At 67.4% G+C, this 19,697-nt stretch carries 19 protein-coding genes; 14 read left to right on the top strand and 5 right to left on the bottom strand.

Translation table 11 applies throughout. The annotated features are described in order from the left end of the window. Positions 1-14: 14 nt before the first annotated feature. Complete coding sequence (kynU, locus tag CLM73_RS22420; RefSeq protein WP_105241665.1) at positions 15-1,265, top strand: kynureninase; 1,251 nt, start codon at positions 15-17, stop codon at positions 1,263-1,265. Positions 1,266-1,343: 78 nt separating this feature from the next. Continuing rightward, on the top strand, positions 1,344-2,750 hold the full coding sequence (locus CLM73_RS22415; protein WP_105240299.1) for an amino acid permease: 1,407 nt from the start codon (positions 1,344-1,346) through the stop codon (positions 2,748-2,750). Positions 2,751-2,792: 42 nt separating this feature from the next. On the opposite strand, the gene CLM73_RS22410 is transcribed toward CLM73_RS22415, so the two are convergent. The 4 genes from CLM73_RS22410 to CLM73_RS22395 form a co-directional block, all read right to left on the bottom strand. Next, complete coding sequence (locus tag CLM73_RS22410; RefSeq protein ID WP_105240298.1) at positions 2,793-3,209, bottom strand: VOC family protein; 417 nt, start codon at positions 3,207-3,209, stop codon at positions 2,793-2,795. Between the two features lie 69 nt (positions 3,210-3,278). Next, positions 3,279-3,968 (bottom strand): helix-turn-helix transcriptional regulator, encoded by a 690-nt coding sequence (locus tag CLM73_RS22405; protein ID WP_105240297.1) that lies wholly within the window; start codon positions 3,966-3,968, stop codon positions 3,279-3,281. A 95-nt stretch (positions 3,969-4,063) separates the two neighbouring features. Then, a complete protein-coding gene (locus CLM73_RS22400; protein ID WP_105240296.1) occupies positions 4,064-4,918 on the bottom strand; it encodes a hypothetical protein in 855 nt (284 codons plus the stop codon). A 146-nt stretch (positions 4,919-5,064) separates the two neighbouring features. Beyond that, positions 5,065-5,532, bottom strand: a complete 468-nt coding sequence (locus CLM73_RS22395) for a CopD family protein (protein WP_105240295.1) — start codon at positions 5,530-5,532, stop codon at positions 5,065-5,067. A gap of 182 nt (positions 5,533-5,714) precedes the next feature. Between CLM73_RS22395 and CLM73_RS22390 the strand changes: the two genes are divergently transcribed. The 9 genes from CLM73_RS22390 (at position 5,715) to CLM73_RS22350 (ending at position 15,189) form a co-directional block, all read left to right on the top strand. Further along, positions 5,715-6,224 carry a sigma-70 family RNA polymerase sigma factor gene (locus CLM73_RS22390; RefSeq protein WP_105240294.1) on the top strand — a complete coding sequence of 170 codons (510 nt, stop codon included), beginning with the start codon at positions 5,715-5,717 and terminating at the stop codon, positions 6,222-6,224. Further along, positions 6,203-7,213, top strand: coding sequence for a FecR domain-containing protein (locus CLM73_RS22385; protein WP_105240293.1), 1,011 nt, complete (start codon positions 6,203-6,205; stop codon positions 7,211-7,213). Before CLM73_RS22390 ends, CLM73_RS22385 begins: the two co-directional genes overlap by 22 nt. A 107-nt stretch (positions 7,214-7,320) precedes the next feature. Beyond that, the gene (locus tag CLM73_RS22380) at positions 7,321-9,945 is read left to right on the top strand and encodes a TonB-dependent receptor (protein WP_105240292.1); all 2,625 of its coding nucleotides are present in this window, start codon (positions 7,321-7,323) and stop codon (positions 9,943-9,945) included. A gap of 82 nt (positions 9,946-10,027) precedes the next feature. Then, entirely contained in the window at positions 10,028-11,074 is a 1,047-nt protein-coding gene (locus CLM73_RS22375; protein WP_105240291.1) for a hemin-degrading factor, read from the top strand. Positions 11,075-11,095: 21 nt separating this feature from the next. Beyond that, the gene (locus CLM73_RS22370; RefSeq protein WP_105240290.1) at positions 11,096-11,926 is read left to right on the top strand and encodes a heme/hemin ABC transporter substrate-binding protein; all 831 of its coding nucleotides are present in this window, start codon (positions 11,096-11,098) and stop codon (positions 11,924-11,926) included. A 46-nt stretch (positions 11,927-11,972) separates the two neighbouring features. Then, a complete protein-coding gene (locus CLM73_RS22365) occupies positions 11,973-12,923 on the top strand; it encodes a FecCD family ABC transporter permease (protein WP_418904960.1) in 951 nt (316 codons plus the stop codon). Beyond that, a complete protein-coding gene (locus CLM73_RS22360; protein WP_105240289.1) occupies positions 12,923-13,708 on the top strand; it encodes a heme ABC transporter ATP-binding protein in 786 nt (261 codons plus the stop codon). Before CLM73_RS22365 ends, CLM73_RS22360 begins: the two co-directional genes overlap by 1 nt. A 75-nt stretch (positions 13,709-13,783) precedes the next feature. Then, complete coding sequence (locus CLM73_RS22355) at positions 13,784-14,266, top strand: YajQ family cyclic di-GMP-binding protein (protein WP_056571865.1); 483 nt, start codon at positions 13,784-13,786, stop codon at positions 14,264-14,266. Positions 14,267-14,283: 17 nt separating this feature from the next. Continuing rightward, a complete protein-coding gene (locus CLM73_RS22350; protein ID WP_105240288.1) occupies positions 14,284-15,189 on the top strand; it encodes a LysR family transcriptional regulator in 906 nt (301 codons plus the stop codon). A gap of 22 nt (positions 15,190-15,211) precedes the next feature. Here CLM73_RS22350 and CLM73_RS22345 read toward each other — a convergent pair whose 3' ends face one another. Further along, on the bottom strand, positions 15,212-16,657 hold the full coding sequence (locus CLM73_RS22345; protein WP_105240287.1) for an AlkA N-terminal domain-containing protein: 1,446 nt from the start codon (positions 16,655-16,657) through the stop codon (positions 15,212-15,214). A 146-nt stretch (positions 16,658-16,803) separates the two neighbouring features. Here CLM73_RS22345 and CLM73_RS22340 point away from each other — a divergent pair, with 146 nt between their 5' ends. The 3 genes from CLM73_RS22340 to CLM73_RS22330 all read left to right on the top strand — a co-directional run bounded on the left by CLM73_RS22340 (position 16,804) and on the right by CLM73_RS22330 (position 19,694). Beyond that, positions 16,804-17,370 (top strand): methylated-DNA--[protein]-cysteine S-methyltransferase, encoded by a 567-nt coding sequence (locus tag CLM73_RS22340; protein ID WP_105240286.1) that lies wholly within the window; start codon positions 16,804-16,806, stop codon positions 17,368-17,370. A gap of 83 nt (positions 17,371-17,453) precedes the next feature. Further along, a complete protein-coding gene (locus CLM73_RS22335) occupies positions 17,454-18,539 on the top strand; it encodes a tartrate dehydrogenase (protein WP_105240285.1) in 1,086 nt (361 codons plus the stop codon). Between the two features lie 174 nt (positions 18,540-18,713). Further along, the gene (locus CLM73_RS22330; protein WP_105240284.1) at positions 18,714-19,694 is read left to right on the top strand and encodes a Bug family tripartite tricarboxylate transporter substrate binding protein; all 981 of its coding nucleotides are present in this window, start codon (positions 18,714-18,716) and stop codon (positions 19,692-19,694) included. The last annotated feature ends 3 nt before the right edge of the window (positions 19,695-19,697 follow it).

Here is a 19,697-nt window from a genome sequence, read left to right as displayed (position 1 = left end):
GGAAGGAACAGACCATGAACACTCGCGACGCCTGCGTCAACGCCGATCGCCAGGATCCCCTGGCCCACGTGAAAGAACAATTCAACCTGCCGCCCGGTGTGCTCTACCTGGACGGCAATTCGTTGGGCGTGCTGCCCAAGACCGCCGCGGCCCGCGCCGCGCAGGTCATCACGGACGAGTGGGGCACGGGCCTCATCCGAAGCTGGAACACCGCGGGCTGGTTCGACCTGCCCGCGCGGCTGGGCGACAAGCTGGGCAGCCTGCTGGGCGCGCGCGAGGGCGAACTGGTCATCACCGACACCACGTCGCTCAACATCTTCAAGGCGCTGGCCGCCGCGCTTCGCATCCAGCAGCACAAGCACCCCGCGCGCCGCGTCATCCTGTCCGAGCGCGACAACTTCCCCACCGACCTCTACATGATTCAGGGCATGATCGACCTGCTGCAGCAGGGCTACGAGATGCGCCTGATCGACGACGAGCTGCCGCTGGACAAGGCGCTGGACGATTCCGTCGCCGTCATGCTGCTGTCCCACGTCAATTACCGCAGCGGCCAGATGCACGACATGGCCGCCGTCACGGCAAAGGCGCATGAACACGGCGTGCTGGCCATCTGGGATCTGGCGCACGCCGCCGGCGCGGTGCCCGTGGACCTGAACGGCGCCAATGCCGACTTCGCGGTGGGCTGCACCTACAAGTATCTGAACGGCGGCCCCGGTTCGCCTGCCTTCATCTGGGTGGCGCCGCGCCACACCAAGGATTTCTGGCAGCCGCTGTCCGGCTGGTGGGGCCACAGCCGCCCGTTCGACATGGCCGTGGCCTACGAGCCCGCGGGCGGCATCCGCCGCTATCTGTGCGGCACGCAGCCCATCGTGTCGCTGTCGATGGTCGAGTGCGGCCTGGATGTCGCGCATGCCGCCGGCATGGACGAAGTGCGCAAGAAGTCGCTGGCGCTCGGCGACCTGTTCATCCAGCTGGTGGAATCGCGTTGCGCCGGCCATCCGCTGACGCTGGTGACGCCGCGCACGCACGCCGATCGCGGCAGCCACGTCAGCTTCCGTCATCCCAACGGCTTCGAGGTCATGCAGGCGCTGATCGCGCGCGGCGTGATCGGCGATTACCGCGAGCCCGAAGTCCTGCGTTTCGGTCTGACGCCGCTGTATTTCGGCTACGCCGACGTCTGGGACGCAGTCGACATCCTGAAGGACGTGCTGGATACCCGTGCGTGGGACAAGCCTGAATTCAAGCAGCGTTCCGCCGTGACCTGAATCCGGGTTCAACCCCTCATCGCGCTGGCCCCCGGGGGGCCGTACACCAAACAACAATGCGCAGTACAGGAGGAGACAATGCAACAACAGAAAGGGTTCGGCCAGATCGCCGAACGCGAACAGGGGCTCAAGCGCCGGCTGACGCCCGGCCAGATGAGCATGATCGCCATCGGCGGGGCCATCGGCACGGGCCTGTTCCTGGGCAGTAAATTCGCCATCGGCTTTGCCGGACCCAGCGTGCTTATCAGCTATGCCATTGGCGGCTTGATCACGCTGCTACTCATGGCCTGCCTGGCCGAAATGACCGTGGCGCATTCCACATCCGGCTCGTTCGGCGCGTACGCCGAACACTACATCAGCCCGCTTGCGGGCTTTTTGGTGCGCTATGCGTATTGGTCCTGCGTGGTGCTGGCGGTGGGCACGGAAGTCACGGCGGTGGCCAAGTACATGGCTTTCTGGTTTCCCGGCGTGCCGGGATGGTTATGGGTGTGCATCTTTTCCGCGGCCCTCATCCTGATCAATGCGCTGAGTGTCAAGGCGTTCGGCACGATCGAATACTGGTTCTCGACCATCAAGATCAGCGCCATTGTCGGATTCATCTTCCTGGGCGCCTATGTGGTCTGGGGCAATCCGCAGTACGGCGCGGCAAACTACACCGCGCATGGCGGATTCTTCCCGAACGGCATGTGGGGCATGTGGATCGCGGTCGTGATCTCGATCTTCAGCTACCTGAGCGTCGAGATGATTGCCGTGGCGGCCGGCGAAGCCGAGGACCCCGAGCGCGCCGTCAAGCAGGCGTTTCGCGCCACCATCGTCCGGCTCGTCGTTTTCTATCTGCTGACGCTGGCGCTGATCCTGGCCATCGTGCCATGGAACGAAGCCGGCAAGGGCGACAGCCCCTTCGTGCAGGTCATGCTGGTGCTTGATATTCCGGGCGCAGCCGGCGTCATCAACTTCATCGTGCTGGTGGCCGCGCTGTCCGCCATGAACAGCCAGCTCTACATCACCACGCGCATGATGTTCAGCCTGTCGCGCGCGGGCCACGCGCCGTCGGCGATGGGCCGGCTGTCCAGCAACGGCACGCCGCTGAACGCGCTGCTGCTGTCCACCAGCGGCATCGCCATCGCCACGGTGCTGAACGTGCTGTATCCCGAAGCGGCCTTCACGCTGATGATGGCCATTTCGATGTTCGGCGCGCTGTTCACCTGGATGATGATCTTCGTGACGCATTACTTTTTCCGCCGCCGCTGGATGCGCGAAGGCGGCGCGAAGCTGTCGTTCCGCATGCCGGGCTTTCCGGTGCTGACGCTGCTGGGCGCGGGTGTGATGCTGGCAATTTTGCTGACCACGTACTTCACCAGCGTCTTCAAGCTGACGCTGGTGTTCGGCGTGCCGTTTCTGTTGTTGCTGGTGGCGGCGTACTACCTGCTGTTCAAGAAGCGCGGCGAAGCGGTCGCCATGAACGCGCGCCGGCAGCGTGCATAACGCGTGATCCGCGGCCGCGCCCCTTGGCGCGGCCGCTTTTCTTCAGACGGCGGCAACGGCACGTTCCGTCCGCGGCGCGGCCGGCACCGGCGCTGGCGCGGGGGCGAAAACGCGCAGGCGATGGCCGTCGGGGTCTAGTGCGACAAAGGTGCGGCCAAAGTCCATGTCGGTGGGCGCCTGCAGGATGGGCAGGCCGCGCAGGCTCCAGTCCACATGACGCTGGTTCACCGCGTCGGCGTCGGCCACCGTGAACGCCAGCTCGGACGCACCGCCGCGTCCGGCCGCCGCCGGCGCCACCGTGTAGCGCGACCACAGGCCCAGCATCAGCCCGGAGTCCAGCGCAAACAGCGCAAACGTGGGCGACGATTCAATGGGCGGACGCTGCAGCAGCGCGCTGTAGAACGCGGCGCTGGCCTGCGGCTTTTCCACATACAGGATGACGAAATTGGTGTCTGACATGATGCGCTCCGGGGGTTGGATGCGCTCATCATAGGCAGGGGTACTGTCAGTTTTTGGCAGTAGTGAACATCAGTCCTTGCGCGCCTCGTGGTCCAGCGCGCGCCACGCCTTGAGCAGGATGTGCCGCCGTTTGGGATACCTGGCGCCAATGGTCAGCGTGGCAATGCGGTCGGTGCGGAAATGCCGGAAGTCACCGCGCAATTCACACCAGGCCATCACCAGCCGCACGCTGTCGAAAAAGCCCAGCGCGAACGGCCAGATGACGCGGCTGGAATCGGATCCCTTGTCATCGCGGTACGTGATTTCCAGCTTCTGTTCGCCGCGGATGGCCTGGCGGATCAGCGCCACGTCGACACGGTCCGTGACGGCCACGGCGCTGGGGGCCACCAGCAGCGGGATGGCGTCGAGCTCGTCGCGCAGTTCCTGCGGCAGCACCGCGCCGATCTTGGCCAGCGCATTGCGGGCGGCCAGCCCCAGGCGCTCGTCCGAGCGGCGGGCGACCCACCGCGTACCCAGCACCAGCGCCTCGATCTCTTCGGTGCTGAACATCAGCGGCGGCAGCATGAAGCCGGGCCGCAGCACGTAGCCCACGCCGGGTTCGCCCTCGATCTCCGCGCCCTGGCATTGCAGCGTGGCGATGTCGCGATACAGCGTGCGCAGGCTGATGCCCATCTCGGCCGCGAGCCGATGCCCGCTGACGGGCAGGCGGTGGCGGCGCAGGGTCTGGAGCAGGTCCAGGAGACGTTCGGTGCGGGACATGGGGGGAGGGCGGAGGACGGACGCCGCAATACTGCCACGGAATGGCAGCATGCGGCGATGGTCCGGCCCGGGATTTCAGCCCCGGATCCTCAATCCTACTTGGCGGCCGGCTTGCCCGACGCCACGTCCAGCACCGACCCGTCTTCCAGGCTGACGCGGTAGATTTCGCGCACCACATTGCCTGCGAAGCCGATTTCCACGATGGAGACGTCCTTGAACGTCGTCTCGATGCCGTCGGGCAGCACGGCGTTGAACTTGTCGGATTCTGCCTTCATGGCTTCCTGCAGCCGCGCGTCGTACGGCGTCATGCTGTAGACCAGCGTGGTGTGCGGGTTGTGCGCGCGCACTTCCTTGCCGTCCTGCATGATGTTCACGCCGCTCACGCCCAGCGTCTTGACCAGTTCCTTGCCGGCATCGCCCATCTTGGCGTAGACCGGGCCGGTCACGCGCGGCAGCGGACCGTCGCGCAACGGGGCGAGGGCGGCGGTGGCCACGGTGTTGTAGCGCATCATGTCCTCGAAGCCCTGGCCGGTCTTGACCACGCCCAGGTCCAGCCACCACGGATGGCCCGCGCCCTTGGCGGCCTCGGTCGGATAGAAGGTCTTGAGCGTGACGCGCAGCGGCGCCGGCGGCTTGGGCAACGCTTTGAGCATGCGCGCGGGCGTCTGCGGATCGGCGTTGTGGATGTGGACCACGGTGACGTGCGGCAGGTTGGGCGTGTCGGCTTCGGTCTTCAAGCCGAGTTTGATCAGATCATCCTTGAGCACGCCGTTGACCTTGGCGTCTAGCACGGCGTTCACCTCGGCCGGCAGGCGGTAGACCACGCCGTAGGTGGCCTTGTGCGCGCGGAACTCGGGTTGGCCGATGGCGCTGTTGTCGATGGAGGAGGCCTGGGCGGCGCCGGCGGCGAAGAGGCCGGAAGCGGCCAGATGCAATGCACGTTTGATCATGGGATTTCCCTGTTGTCGTTGACGTGACCCGCGAGAGTCATCCGCAGTGTGGCCAGCGCGGATGTACGGGGTATTGCACCAAGGCCAAGATTTCCGATGGCAACCAGCGATTGTCCGATCGGTCGGGACGCCGGCCCGTCCCTTCGCTAGCCCAGGAACATGACGGCCACGATGGCGATGCCGAGCAGCAGGTTCACGCCCACCCAGCGCCGGATGCCGCCCATCGCCTGACCGCCCGCGGGCCAGTCGGACGCCGCCACCGCCGCGGCCAGCCGCTTGAACAGCGCGAACCGGATGTGGCCGAAGATCGCGATCATCACGATGCCGCCGCTGGCCATCAGCGTCCAGTTGCGGGGCATGAAGAACGAGCCGCCCGTCTGCGCGGCCTGGCTGGCCGACGAGCCGATCATCCAGGCGCCGGTCACCAGAATCAGCACGATGGCCGCCAGTACGGCATTCAAAAACGGTCCCAGCACCGAAGCCAAGAGCGGCAATCGCACGGGGGGTTCCAGTTTCGCGGCCGCCGGCCGCAGAAAACAGTGGGCGAACAGCATGCCGCCCACCCAGAGGATCACGGCCATGACGTGGAGAAATTGCAGGACGGCGTAGAGCATGGGATCAGCCTGTGGAAAGTGCCGCCGCGGGAGGCGGCGGACATCGTACGGATGATATCTCCGCAAACCCGACGCGCAGACTTGACCAAAATCATGGTTTTGCATTTAGAATGAGAACGATTGCTATTTGTAGTTATGAATTTTCAGTTGTGTTTCTGTAGTTGAGAGTCAGGGAGCCGTCCGTGCCGAATTCCGTGCTCGCCTCGGGCGACGCCGTCAACATGCTGTATCGCACCCATCACGGATGGCTGCACGGCTGGCTGCGCGCCAAGCTGGGCAACAGCTTCGATGCCGCCGATCTTGCGCAGGACACCTTCGTGCGCGTGCTGCGGCACCGGCACGAACTGGACGCGCTACGCGAGCCGCGCGCCTACCTGACCACCATCGCCAAGCGCCTGCTGCTGAACCACCATCGCCGCCGTTCGGTCGAGCAGGCCTACATGGAAGCGCTGGCGTTGATGCCCGAGGCGCTTGCCCCTTCTCCGGAACAGCGCCTCATCATCCTGGAAACGCTGCAGGAGATCGAGGAAATGCTGGCCGGCCTGTCGCTGCCCGCACGCCAGGCGTTCCTGATGGCGCAACTGGAAGGCCTGAGCCATGGCGAGATCGCCGACAAGCTCAACGTATCGTTGCGCACCGTGCACCGCTACATCACCAAGGGATACGAGCAATGCATCATGGCGGTGATGTGATCGCGCCAGCCGAACCGGCAGCCGAGCTGCCCGCCGTCGAGCGCAACGTCGCGCGCGAGGCGGCACGCTGGCTGATGCGGCTGAGCTCGGGCCGGGCCACTGATGCCGACGTTCACGCCTGCGACCAATGGCGCGCCAGCAAGGCCGAGCACGAGCATGCCTGGCAGCGGGCGCAGCGTGTGAATGCGCGTTTCGGCCTCATTCCATCGGCGCTGGGCATGGCGACGTTGAATCGACCGGACCTCAAGAGCCGCCGCGCCGCGCTGAAGGCGCTGGTTGCCTTGATCGTGGCCGGGCCGGTTGGCTGGGCCGCATGGCGGGCCGATCCCCTGGACTGGACCGCCGATTACCGCAGCGCCGCCGGCGAGCGGCGCGACGTGATGCTCGCCGACGGTTCCACGCTGCACCTGAACACCTCCAGCGCCGTCGACGTGCTGTTCGACGATGCGACGCGCCTGTTGCGCCTGCGCGCCGGCGAGATCGCCGTCCATGCGGTGACGGACCCCGCCAGCCATCCGCGTCCATTCATCGTGCGCACGCGGCTGGGCGATATCGAGGCCCAGGCCTCGCGCTTCTGTGTGCGCGAGGAGAGCGGGCGCTGCCAGCTCAGCGTGCAGGAAGGGCGCGTGCGCGTCAGCAGCACCGGGCAGCCGGGGCGCTACGTGGACGTGTCGGCCGGCGAGCAGAGCAGCCTGTCGCCCGATGGCGCCGCCGCCGCGACGCCCGCCGATCCGCATGCCAGCGACTGGCTGCGCGGTGTGCTGTACGCCAGCGCGCTGCGGCTGGACGCCTTCGCGTCCGAACTCGGCCGCTACCGGCAGGGCATCCTGCGCTGCGATCCCGAGATCGCGCACCTGCGTATCTCGGGCGCCTTCCAGCTGCATGACACGGACGCGGTGCTGGCCGCGCTGCCCGCAACCTTGCCCGTGCAGGTGCGCTACCGCACGCCGTACTGGGTGACGATCGCGCCTCGCGCCGCCACGGCGTGAGGCCGGGCGGAAATATTTTTGAAAATGCTGTCCGGTTTTGATTTCACGAGGGTCATGGTCTGTATAGGCACACGGATGCCGATACCTGTTGGATCCAAAGGACGACCATGGCTTACTACCCCGCCGGCCGCGCAAGCGGCTCCCGACCAGCCCAAGGCACGCAATGCCGGCTGACCCGTCTTACCGCTGCCGTGCACGCGGCGCTGGCCCTGACCGCCGCATCCGCCGCGATGCTGCCGGTCTCTGTCGCGCAGGCGCAAGGCGCTGCGGTGGCGCAGGCCGGCGCGCGCGGCTACAGCATTCCGGCGGGATCGCTGGCGGACGCGTTGCCGCGATTTGCGGACAGCGCCGGCGTGACGGTGCTGTTCGATGCGGCGCTGGTGGGGCAACGGCGCACCGCGGGATTGCAGGGGGCGTATTCCGTGCATGAAGGGTTCGCGCGGCTTCTGGCGGGCAGCGGGCTGGGCGTGCAGGAACGCAGCGCCGGCGTCTTCGTGCTGCAGGCGCTGCCGCAGGGCAGCGTGACGCAGCTTGCGCCGGTGCAGATCGACGGCGAAGCGGCCGTCGTCACGCCGGCCTGGGAAACCAGCACCGATCGCCGCCGCCTGGACGATCTGCAGATCCGCAACTGGACCGACCTCAGCCGACGCGCCGAACCGGGCGTGAACTTCAATCGCACGACCAACAGCATCAACATCCGCGGCCTGGATCAGGACCGCGTGCTGACGCGGGTGGACGGCATCCGTCTGCCGTGGCTGGACGACGGCGCGCGCGGCGTGAAGGGCGGCCTGGAAGCCGTGGACTTCAACAGCCTGTCGCGCCTGGACATCGTGCGCGGCGCGGACGCCACCGGCGGCGGCTCGGGCGCGATTTCGGGCATTGCCGACCTGCACACCCTGAATCCGGCGGATCTGCTGGGCGGCGGCAAGACCTTCGGCGCGCTGGCCAAGACCGATTACGACTCCGCCGACAACAGCTGGGGCGCCAACGCCGCGCTGGCCGGCCAGATCCACAGCAACACGTTCTGGCTGGTGCAGGCCGGCGTGCGCAACGGCCACGAACTGGACAACCGCGGCGACGTCGGCGGCTACGGCGCCAAGCGCAGCAAGCCCAGCCCCGAAGACTACGATCAGCGCAGCTTCCTCATGAAGCTGCAGCAGCGCGTGGACGGCGCGCATCTGTTCGGCCTGACGGGCGAATACTTCAAGCGCAATGCCGACATCGACAACAAATGGGAGCAGGGCCCCGGCACCAGCTACCTCATCGGCGAAAACAGCACCCGCAAGGAAACCGAACGCGAGCGCGTGTCGTTCGACTACACGTACACGGCGCCGGATTCGGGTGGCCTGATCGACTCGGCCCATGCGGTGGTGTATTGGCAGCGCGTGCGTCTGGACAACTCACTCAACGGCATCCGCGGCGTGGACGCGCGCGCCCGCATCATCCCGGGCGACCCGTTCCGCTACGGCTTTCCCAACGGCCCCTACGGCCGCAGCAACTCGATCCAGCAGACGCTCTTTGGCGCCAGCACGGAATTCACCAAGCGCATCGCAGGCGCGTCGGTGTCGCAGCTGTGGTCGTTCGGCGGCGAGTGGTACGGCAACAAGACCGAGCAGAATTCCAGCGGCTACGACAATTGCCCCGTGATCCGTCCCGGCATGCCCGCGCCATTCGGCCCGCGTGCGTGCGACATGCTGCATACCAACCAGGCCGACGTCCCGCAATCCAAGGGTGATCAATGGGCGCTGTGGGTGCAGGACGAGTTCAGCTTCGCCGATGGACGCTACACGCTGGCGCCGGCGCTGCGCTATGACCACTACGAGCAACGGCCGCAATCCACGGCCGGCTACGAAAGCAATCCCAACGCGGCCGCGCTGCCGCCCAGCAACAGCGGCAGCCGCTTCTCGCCCAAGCTGCTGGCCACGTGGCGGGCGGCCGAACAGCTCAGCCTCTATGCGCAATACGCCTACGGCTTCAAAGCGCCCAGCGCCACGCAGCTCTACACCAACTACGGCGGCCCGGGCACCTATCTGCGCGTGGGCAATCCGTACCTGAAACCCGAAACCAGCAAGGGCTGGGAGCTGGGCGCCAAGCTCGGTTCCGATGACCTCGGCGGTGCGGTATCGTTCTTTGATAATCGTTATCAGAACTTTATCGATGGCGATGTGCCGCTGAATGCCAGCTCGCCGCAGTGGCAGCCCGGTTGGGCGGGGCAGTATCCGCTGGGCGTGACAGGCAACGTCAACCGCGCCAAGGTCCGCATCTACGGCGCCGAGGCCAGCGCGCACTGGAAGTTTGCGCCGGGTTGGCGCACGTGGGGCTCGCTGGCTTGGGCCGTGGGCAAGGACGAGGGCACGGGGCAGTACCTGAATTCCGTGGCGCCGCTGAAGGCGGTGCTGGGCCTGGGGTACGGACGTGACGTGTGGGGCGTGGACGCCATGCTCACCACTGCGATGCAGCGCAACAAGGTCGAGTATCCGGATGCGTCGGCCGACGCGCCGAATCCCGACTTCAAGGCGCCGGGCTATGGCGTGGTGGACCTGATGGGCTACTGGCGTCCGGCCGCGGTGAAGGGCTTGCAAGTGCAGGCTGGCGTGTTCAACCTGTTCGACAAGAAGTACTGGGAGGCCATCAACGTGCCGACTGCGGGCGCCACCGCGATACCGCGTGCGGTGGATTGGTACACGGAACCGGGACGCAGCGTGCGCGTCTCACTGACTTATCAATATTGAGTTCGGTCCGCCGCCATTCGGCGCTGACCGGACCGGCGGCGGTTTTCTGCAGTGTTTTTTTGCACCGGCCGGAGGGCCTACGATGACGAATACCGATTTCTCGACCCGCGCTGAGCAACTGCGCGCCCGCAACGAGGCGCTGGCGGCGTCGCAACCCGGGCTGCGCGCCCGCAATCTCGCCCAAGCGCTGGGCGTGTCCGAGGCCGAGTGGGTGGCCGCCGGCTGTGGCGGCGTGAAGGCGACGGCGCTGCATGGCACGCCGCAAGAGATCTTCCGCGAACTGGGCACGCTGGGCGAAGTGATGGCGCTCACGCGCAACGACTGGTGTGTGCACGAGCGCCACGGCATGTATGAGGACATCCAGGCCGACGGTCCGGTAGGCCTGGTGCTGGGACCGGACATCGACCTGCGCGTGTTCTTCACCGCGTGGAAGTCGGCCTGGGCAGTTGAGCAGGATGGCCGCCAGAGCCTGCAGTTCTTCGACGGCGCGGGCGTGGCGGTGCACAAGGTCTACCGCACCGACGCCACCGATGCGTCCGCCTGGGACGCGCTGGTCGTGCGCTTTGCGGGCGAGTCGCAGTGGCCGGTGGCCGAAGCCTACGCGCCGTCCGCCGACGCCGAACAGGTCGAAGATGCATCCGCCTGGCGCGAAGCGTGGCTGGGCATGAAGGACACGCACGAATTTTTCCCGCTGCTGCGCAAGTTCAAGGTGTCGCGCCTGGCGGCCCTGACGGCCGCTGGCGAGGACCTGGCGCAGCCGGTGCCCGCCGACGCGGTCGAGCGCATGCTGCAGGCGGCGTCGGAATCGGGGCTGCGCATCATGTGCTTCGTGGGCAACCGCGGCATGATCCAGATCCACTCCGGTCCGGTGCAGTCGCTGCGCCGCACGGGCCCGTGGTTCAACGTGCTGGATCCCAAGTTCAACCTGCACCTGGACACCACGGCCATCGCGTCGGCCTGGGTGGTCAACAAGCCGACGACCGACGGTTGGGTCACCTCGCTGGAGGTGTACGCCGGCACGGGCGATCTGATCGTGCAGTTCTTCGGTGAACGCAAGCCCGGTCAACGGGAAATCCCGGAATGGCGCGATCTGATGGTCGGCCTGTGCAGCGCGCCGCTGGCCGCTTGAGCGCATAAGGAAACGAAAGCGATGAAGAAATGGTTGGCAGTGGCGGCATGGTTCCTGGCAGCAGGCGCGCAGGCGGCGCCGCCCGAACGGGTGGTGACGCTGGGCGGCAGCGTGACCGAGATCGTGTATCAGCTCGGGCAGGGCGGCAAGCTGGTGGGAGACGATCTCTCCAGCCTGTACCCGGAAGCCGCGACCAAGCTGCCGCGCGTCGGCTATTACCGTGCGGTGCCGGTGGAAGGCGTGCTGGCGCTCAAACCGGATCTGGTGCTGGCGTCCGAGCAGGCCGGCCCGCCCGACGCGCTCAAGCGCCTGGGTGACGTCGGCGTGCGCATCGTCACCGTGCCGGACGCGCCGTCGGTCGATTCGCTGAAAGCGCGCATCCGCAACATCGCCGAGGCGCTTGACGTGGCCCCGGCGGGCGAAGCGCTGGTCACCGAGATCACCCGCGACCTGAAGGCGGTCGAGGCGATCCCGGTCACCGGCGCGCGCGCCATCCTGGTGATGAACCGCACCGGCACGCTGCAAGGCGCGGGCGGCGGCACGGCGGCCAACGAAGTCATGACGATGGCGGGGTTGGCCAATGTGCTCAAGGACCAGCAGGGCTACAAGCCGCTCTCGGCCGAAGCGGTCAGCGCGCTGGCGCCGGATGTCATCGTGGTCACGCGCACGTCGCTGGAAGCGTCCGGCGGTGTGGACAAGCTGCTGGCGCTGCCGGGCCTGGCCTCAACGCCCGCCGCCGCGCGCAAGCGCGTCATCGTCATGGACGACCTGCTCCTCTTGGGCATGGGCCCGCGCCTGCCGTTGGCGCTGACCGAACTCAAGCGGGAGGCGGCCGGTGTCATGGGGCGCTAGCGCAAAGCGCGTCTCCGCGCCGCTGGCGCTGGCAGTGCTGGGCGCCATGCTGGTGCTGGTGGCGTTGGCCGCCAGCAGCAGCGGGGCGGTCCAGATTCCGTTGCGCGACATGCCCACGCTGCTGTTTGGCGACCCCGCGCCGGCCGATGCGCTGTGGCGCAACGTCCTGATCGACATCCGCCTGCCGCGGGTGTTGTTTGCGATGGTGGCCGGCGCCGCGCTGGCCATATCCGGTGCGGCGATGCAGGCGTTGTTTCGCAATCCGCTGGCCGAACCCGGCCTTATCGGCATTTCGGCGGGCGGCTCGCTGGGCGCGGTGGCCGCCATCGTGCTGACCTCGGGCGGCTTCTGGGTGCTGGCGCCGGCTGCCTTCGCCGGCAGTCTGCTTGCCACCTTCTGCGCGTACGCGCTGGGGCGGCGCGTGCCCGGCATGGCGGGACTGCTGCTCGCGGGCATCGCCATCAACGCGGTGGCGGGCGCCATGATCGGCCTGTTCACCTTCGTGGCCAACGATGCGCAACTGCGCGACCTCACTTTCTGGACCATGGGCAGCCTGGCTGGCGCCAAGTGGTCGTTGCTGGCGTTTCTGGGCCCGTGGGTGCTGCTGATGTCCTGGTGGCTGATGCGCCAGTGGCGCGTCATGAATGCCCTGCTGCTGGGCGAGCGTGAAGCGCAGCACCTGGGTTATGCGCTCAAGCGCGTGCGCGCGCAGCTCGTGCTGGCGTGCGCGCTGATCGTGGGCCCGCTGGTCGCCGCCACCGGCGGCATCGGCTTTGTGGGCCTGGTGGTGCCGCATCTGGTGCGCATGACGCTGGGCGCGAATCACCGCTGGCTGCTGCCCGCGTGCGTGCTGGGCGGCGCGCTGGCGCTGACGCTGGCCGACTGGCTGTCGCGCGTCGCCGTCGTGCCGGCCGAGCTGCCGATCGGGCTGGTGACCAGCCTGGTGGGCGGACCCTTTTTCTTGTGGCTGCTGGCGCGCGGCCGGAGGCACGGTTGATGCTTGCAGCCGACGATCTCGTTTTGACGCGCGGGGGCAACCGCATCCTGGACAAGGTGTCGCTGGCGGTGCGGCCCGGCGAAGTCGTCGGCCTGCTGGGCGCCAACGGCGCGGGCAAGTCGACCTTGCTGAGCGCCATGTCGGCCGAACTGGCGCCGGATGCCGGCACGGTCCGGCTGGGCGATGCCGACGTGCAGCGGCTGGCGCACCGGCAGCAGGCCCGCCTGCGCGCCGTGCTGCCGCAAAAGCCCGGGCTCAGTTTCGATCTGGACGTGCGCGACGTGGTGGCGATGGGGGCGTATCCGTTTCCGGAACTGTCGCCCGCGCAGGTGGATGCGCTGGTGGACCTGGCGCTGGGCTGGGCTGACGTGTCGCATCTGAATGCGCGCCGCTATCCGGAGCTGTCTGGTGGCGAGCAGCAGCGGGTGCAGTTCGCGCGGGTGCTGGTGCAGTGCAAGGCGGCGCGCACGCAGGGTGAGCCGCGCTATCTGCTGCTGGACGAGCCCACCGCCAGCCTCGATCCCAAGCATCAGGGCGACCTCTTGCGCGTTGCGGCGGGCCTGGCCCACGACGGCGATACGGGGGTACTGGTGATCCTGCACGACATGAACCTGGCGGCGCGTTGGTGCGACCGCTTGCTCCTGCTGTGCGGCGGCCGGGCCATCGCGGCGGGCACGCCGGCAGAGGTGCTGACGCCGAAGAACCTGTTCCTGGCGTACGGCATCGACGCCCACGTCATGCCGCACCCGCTGCAGCCGGAGCGACTGCTGGTGGTCACGACATGACGGCGTGACGCCGGGCGCGGGGCCGGTAAAATGGCGGGCATTGCACTCCCGCCAATTTTTACAGGACCCCGTGTCATGCCTACTTTTGACGTCGTCTCCGAAGTCGACAAACACGAACTGACCAACGCCGTCGACCAAGCCAACCGCGAGCTGTCCACGCGCTTCGACTTCAAGGGCACCGAAGCCAAGTTCGAACTCGAGGGCTATGTCGTGACCCAGGTCGCTTCCAGCGCGTTCCAGCTCAAGCAGATGCTGGACATTTTGCGCGGCCGCCTGTCGGCCCGCGGTATCGACGTGCGCTGCCTGGACGTGGCAGACCCGCTCGAAAACCTGGGCGGCGCCCGCCAGAAGGTCACCATCAAGCAGGGCATCGAACAGCCCGTGGCCAAGAAGCTCATCGCCGCCATCAAGAACGCCAAGCTCAAGGTCGAATCGCAGATCAACGGCGACAAGCTGCGCATCTCCGGCAAGAAGCGCGACGACCTGCAAACCGCCATCGCGCTGCTGAAAAAGACCGACGTCGAATTGCCGCTGCAGTTCGAAAACTTCCGCGACTAAGCGGCCGGTCCACCCACATGGGGCATTCCAGCGAACTGCTCCTTGTCGTTGAGCTTGCGCGCGCGGGCGGCATGTCCGCCGCGGCGCGTGAGCTTGACGTCACGCCCGCCGCCGTCAGCAAGCGGCTGGCGCAGATCGAGGCGCGGCTGGGCGTGCGGCTCTTTAACCGCAGCACGCGGCGCCTGAGCCTCACCGCCGAGGGCGAGGTCTATCTGGAAAACGCCCGTCGCATCCTGGGCGAGATCGAAGACCTGGACGCGCTCATCGCCAGCCGTCAGGCGGCCCCGCGCGGCCTGCTCAAGGTCAATGCGCCGCTGGGATTCGGCCGCAGCTACATCGCGCCTGCCATCGCGGAATTCGCGCAGCAGTATCCCGAGGTCTCGCTGCAATTGCAGCTGACCGACCGGCCCGCCGACTTCGTACGCGAGGCCTTTGACGTTGCCGTGCGCTTCGGTGACCTGCCGGACACGAGCCTCATCGCCCGCAAGATCGCGCCCAACCGGCGTCTGGTCTGCGCGTCGCCCGGCTATCTGAAAAAACACGGCATACCAATCACCCCGCATGACCTGGCACGGCACCAGTGCATCGTGCTGCGCCAGAACGAGGCCGCCTATGGCCTGTGGCGGTTCACCCGTGGCCGGCGCAGCGAAACCGTGAAGGTGCGCGGCAACCTCAGCAGCAACGATGGCGAGGTCACGCTGACCTGGGGACTGGCCGGTTTGGGCATCCTGCAGCGCGCGGAATGGGACCTGGCGCGGTACCTGCGCAGCGGCCGGCTGGTGCAGGTGCTAGAGGACTACGCGTTGCCGCAGGCCGACATCTACGCCGTCTTTCCCGAACGGCACCACCTGTCCGCCAAGGTGCGGGTGTTTGTGGATTTTCTGGTGGCGTACTTTGGCGAAGGGTCGGAAGGGCGGTGGTGACGATGCCGTCGTTCGGCTGCGGTCACGCCGTCCACAGGTGCTGCGCCGCGTAGGAGCGCCAAGGCCGCCAGCCCTCGGACCGCGCCAGTAGCTGTGCGGGCGTGTAGGGCCGCGACTCCAGTTTTTCCAGCGCGCGGATCAGGCCGATATCCGCGTGTGGAAACGCATCCGGCTCGCGCAACTGCCGCAGCGCGATGTATTGCGCGGTCCATTCCCCCACGCCCCGTATCGTGCGCAGCCGCCGCACGGCGTCTTCCAGATCGGCGGCGTCGTCAAAGAGATGCGGGTCCGCGACGGCAGCCGCAGCCACGGCGGACAGCGTCGCGGCGCGGCTGCGCGGCATGCCCAGCGACGCCAGCTCGGCGGCGGCCACCACATCCGGCTCGGGAAACACGTGCGTCAGCGCGCCGTCCGGCTGCGCCAGCGGCTTGCCGTGCGCCGCGACCAGCTTGCCTGCCAGCCGGATGGCAGCGGCCACCGTGATCTGCTGTCCCAGCACCGCCCGCATGGCCAATTCAAACCCGTCCCACGCGCCCGGCACGCGCAGCCCCGGCCGCGCCTGCATCAGCGCCGTCATGACCGGATCCGCGGCAAACTGCGCCGCGATGGCCGCCGGGTCGCTGGCCAGGTCGAACACGCGGCGCAAACGCGCGATGATTGCCGGCAGCGATTGCAGGCGAGGAAAACGTACCGTCACCTGCAGCGCGTCGCCCGTGCCCGGCCGGACCGTGACCGTGCCCTGCACGCCGTCCAGGCTGACGGTGCGCGCATAGGTGTCGTCGGTCACGGACTCGATGCCGGGGATGGCGCGCAGCCGCAGGAAGGCCAGCATCGCGTCCCAGTCGTAGGGCGGGCGGTAGCGCAGGAGCAGCTTGATTTCCCCGTCCTGGCCCGCCGGCACCTCCGGCTTGCCCGAACGCCGCAGGTCGCCGGGCGCGCGGCCGAACAGGTCCAGAAACACCTCGTTGAACCGGCGGATGCTGCCGAAGCCCGCGGCAAAGGCGATCTCGGCCATGGGCAGCTGCGTTTCATGGATGAGCTGCTTGGCCAGCAGCACGCGCCGCGTCTGCGCGAATGCGACGGGCGAGGCGCCCAGGTGCTGACGGAACTGGCGGCGCAACTGCCGTTCGCCCACGCCCAGGCGCTGCGCCAGCGCGTCGACGCCGGCCTCGTCCAGCGCGCCCAGCTCGATACGCTGCAACGCGCGCGCCACGGTGGGCGGCAACTCGTGGCCGGGGCCGACCTCCGGCGCCGTTTCCGGGCGGCAGCGCAGGCACGGGTGGAAACCGGCCTCCTGCGCGGCTGCGGCCGTCGAGAAGAACAGGACGTTTTTCGACAGGGGCGTGCGCGCCGGACAGACCGGGCGGCAATAGATCCGCGTGGTCTTGACGGCCGTGAAGAAGCGGCCGTCGTAGCGGGCGTCGCGCACCTGGATGGCGCTGTAGCAGGCATCGTGGTTCAGGTTCATGAAGCGATGCTAACGCCGCCGGGCGGGCGAGATCTAGCGGTTTTCGGACAGGGTTGTGAATGTCACACTGCTGTCCGAAAACCGCCAGCGCCCGGTCCGGCGGCGGGTCTATATTGGCGGCTTGCACACCTATCCGGAGCGACATCATGCCGGTACACACTTTTTTGCTGGAACGCGTGCCCACGCCCATTGGCCGGATGCTCGTGCTGACGGATGCGCAAGACCGCCTGCGCGCCGTGGACTGGGACGACTACGAACCCCGCATGCATCTGCTGCTGCAGCGGCAGTATGGCCGCGGCGCGGTGCAACTGCAGGACGCTTCGCAGCCCTCGCAGGCAAGCCGCGCGCTGCAAGCGTATTTCGACGGCGACGTGAACGCCATCGCGGAACTTCCGGTCGCCTTCGGCGGCACGCCATTCCAGCAGCAGGTGTGGCATGCGCTGCGCGGCATCGACGGCGGCTGCACCGTCAGTTACGGCACGCTCGCGGCGCGGATTGCGCGCCCCACGGCCGTGCGCGCGGTCGGGCTGGCCAATGGCGCCAATCCCGTGGGCATCGTCATCCCTTGCCATCGCGTGATCGGCGCCAACGCCGCGCTGACCGGCTACGGCGGCGGTCTGCACCGCAAGCGCTGGCTGCTGGCGCACGAGGCGGCCTGGCGCGCCGCGCAGCCGACGCTTGGCGCCGATGCCGCACTTTCAACTACAGGTTGAAAATGTTGTGAATTTGGGCGCGTGCGCCGCGCGCCGCGCTCGGTACAGTGCCAGCAGACTCATCCGCACGGAGCGCTGGCACCATGAAGACCTATCGCATTGCAACCATCCCCGGCGACGGCATCGGCAAGGAAGTGATTCCCGCCGGCCAGCGCGTCATGCAGGAACTCGCGGCCCAGGGCGGCCTGCGGTTCGAATTTCAAGACTTCGACTGGGGCGGCGACTACTACCGCAAGCACGGCGTCATGATGCCAGCCGACGGCCTGGACGCGCTGCGCGACAAGGACGCGATCCTGTTCGGCTCGGCCGGCGATCCCGACATTGCCGACCACATCACCTTGTGGGGCCTGCGCCTGAAGATCTGCCAGGGTTTCGACCAGTACGCCAACGTGCGTCCCACGCGCATCCTGCCGGGCATCGATGCCCCGCTCAAGCGCTGCACGCCCGAGCAACTGAACTGGGTGATCGTGCGCGAGAACTCCGAAGGCGAATACTCGGGCGTCGGCGGCCGCGTGCATCAAGGCCATCCCATCGAGGCCGCGACCGACGTGTCGATCATGACGCGCGCCGGCGTCGAGCGCATCCTGCGATTCGCGTTCAAGTTGGCGCAGTCGCGGCCGCGCAAGCTGCTGACGGTCGTCACCAAGTCCAACGCGCAACGCCACGCCATGGTGATGTGGGACGAAATCGCCGTGCAGGTCAGCCGCGAATTCCCTGACGTGACCTGGGACAAGGAACTGGTCGACGCCGCCACCGCGCGCATGGTCAACCGGCCCGCGACGCTGGACACCATCGTCGCCACCAACCTGCATGCCGACATCCTGAGCGACCTGGCGGCCGCGCTGGCCGGCAGCCTGGGCATCGCACCCACCGGCAACATCGATCCCGAACGCCGCTACCCGTCGATGTTCGAACCCATCCACGGCTCCGCCTTCGACATCATGGGCAAGGGACTCGCCAATCCGGTCGGGACGTTCTGGTCGGTGGTGATGCTGCTGAAACACCTGGGCGAAACCGAGGCGGCGGCACGGCTGATGCAGGCCATCGAAAGCGTCACCGCCGATCCCGCGCTGCATACGGGCGACCTGGGCGGCCGCGCCACGACCGAGCAGGTGACAAATGCGGTCTGCGCAAAGCTGGCGGAATCGGCGCAGGCCAAGGCGGCGTAGGACGGATTCCGGTGTCAGACACCCCCCCTTGATGTAGGACGGTTTCCGGTGTCAGACACCCGAATCCGTCTTACGTCTTCGGGACAACCGGTCAGGTACGCGGACATCAGATCCGACCCCTGCGCCCGGCATCACAACAACAAGCGAAGTTCATTCGTAGTCAGGAGACAAATCATGCATAAGAAAGCGATGACCGCGCGCGCCCTGGCGTTCGCTTGCCTGATCGGCGTTTCATTCGCGGGCGGCGCGCAGGCGCAGTCCTATCCGGCGCGGCCCGTGAGCTTGATCGTGCCGTTTCCGGCCGGCGGCACGACTGATGTGCTGGCTCGCGCGCTGGGACAGGAGCTGGCCAAGAGCCTGGGCCAGCCGGTGGTGGTCGAGAACAAGCCCGGCGCCGGTTCGACACTGGGCGCGGATTATGTCGCCAAGGCCGCGCCGGACGGTTACACGTTGCTGATGGGCGCGGTGCATCACACCATCGCCACCAGCGTCTACAAGAGCCTGCACTACGACTTCCAGAAGGACTTTGCGCCGGTCACCACGGTGGCGCTCGTGCCCAATGTGCTGGTCGTCAATCCGAAGCTGCCGGCCAAGGACGTGGCGTCGCTGTTGAAGCTGGCGCAGGCGTCGCCCGGCAAGCTGACCTACGGCTCCAACGGCATGGGCACGGGCCAGCACCTGATCGGCGCCCAGTTCGAGCGCGCGGGCAATGTGCAGTTGCTGCATGTGCCGTACAAGGGTAGCGGTCCGCTGACGACCGATCTGCTGGGCGGCCAGATCGACATGTCGTTCGACACGATCACGCCGGTGCTCGCGCACATCCAGAGCGGCAAGCTGCGCGCGCTGGCCGTCACCACCAACCAGCGTTCAGCCGCGCTGCCGGATGTGCCGACGATGGAAGAGGCGGGTCTGAAGCCCTTCAACATGGGCACGTGGTTCGGCGTGCTGGCGCCGGCCGCCGCGCCCAAGGAGGTGGTGGACCGGTTGAATGCCGAGATGGTGAAGATCATCCGTTCGCCGGACTTCACGCGCCGGATGGCGGAGATCGGCGCGGTGCCGATCGGCGACACGCCCGCGGAAATGCAGGCGCGCATTGGCGCCGATACCGCGAATTACGCGAAGCTGGTCAAGGAAGCGAAGGTCGCGGTGAATTGAGAC

The sequence above is a fragment of the Achromobacter spanius genome (genome assembly GCF_002966795.1).
In the GTDB taxonomy this organism is placed as follows: Bacteria; Pseudomonadota; Gammaproteobacteria; order Burkholderiales; family Burkholderiaceae_B; genus Achromobacter; species Achromobacter spanius_D.
Note: the sequence above shows the minus strand (reverse complement) of the source record. Positions and strands in the feature narration are given on the sequence as shown.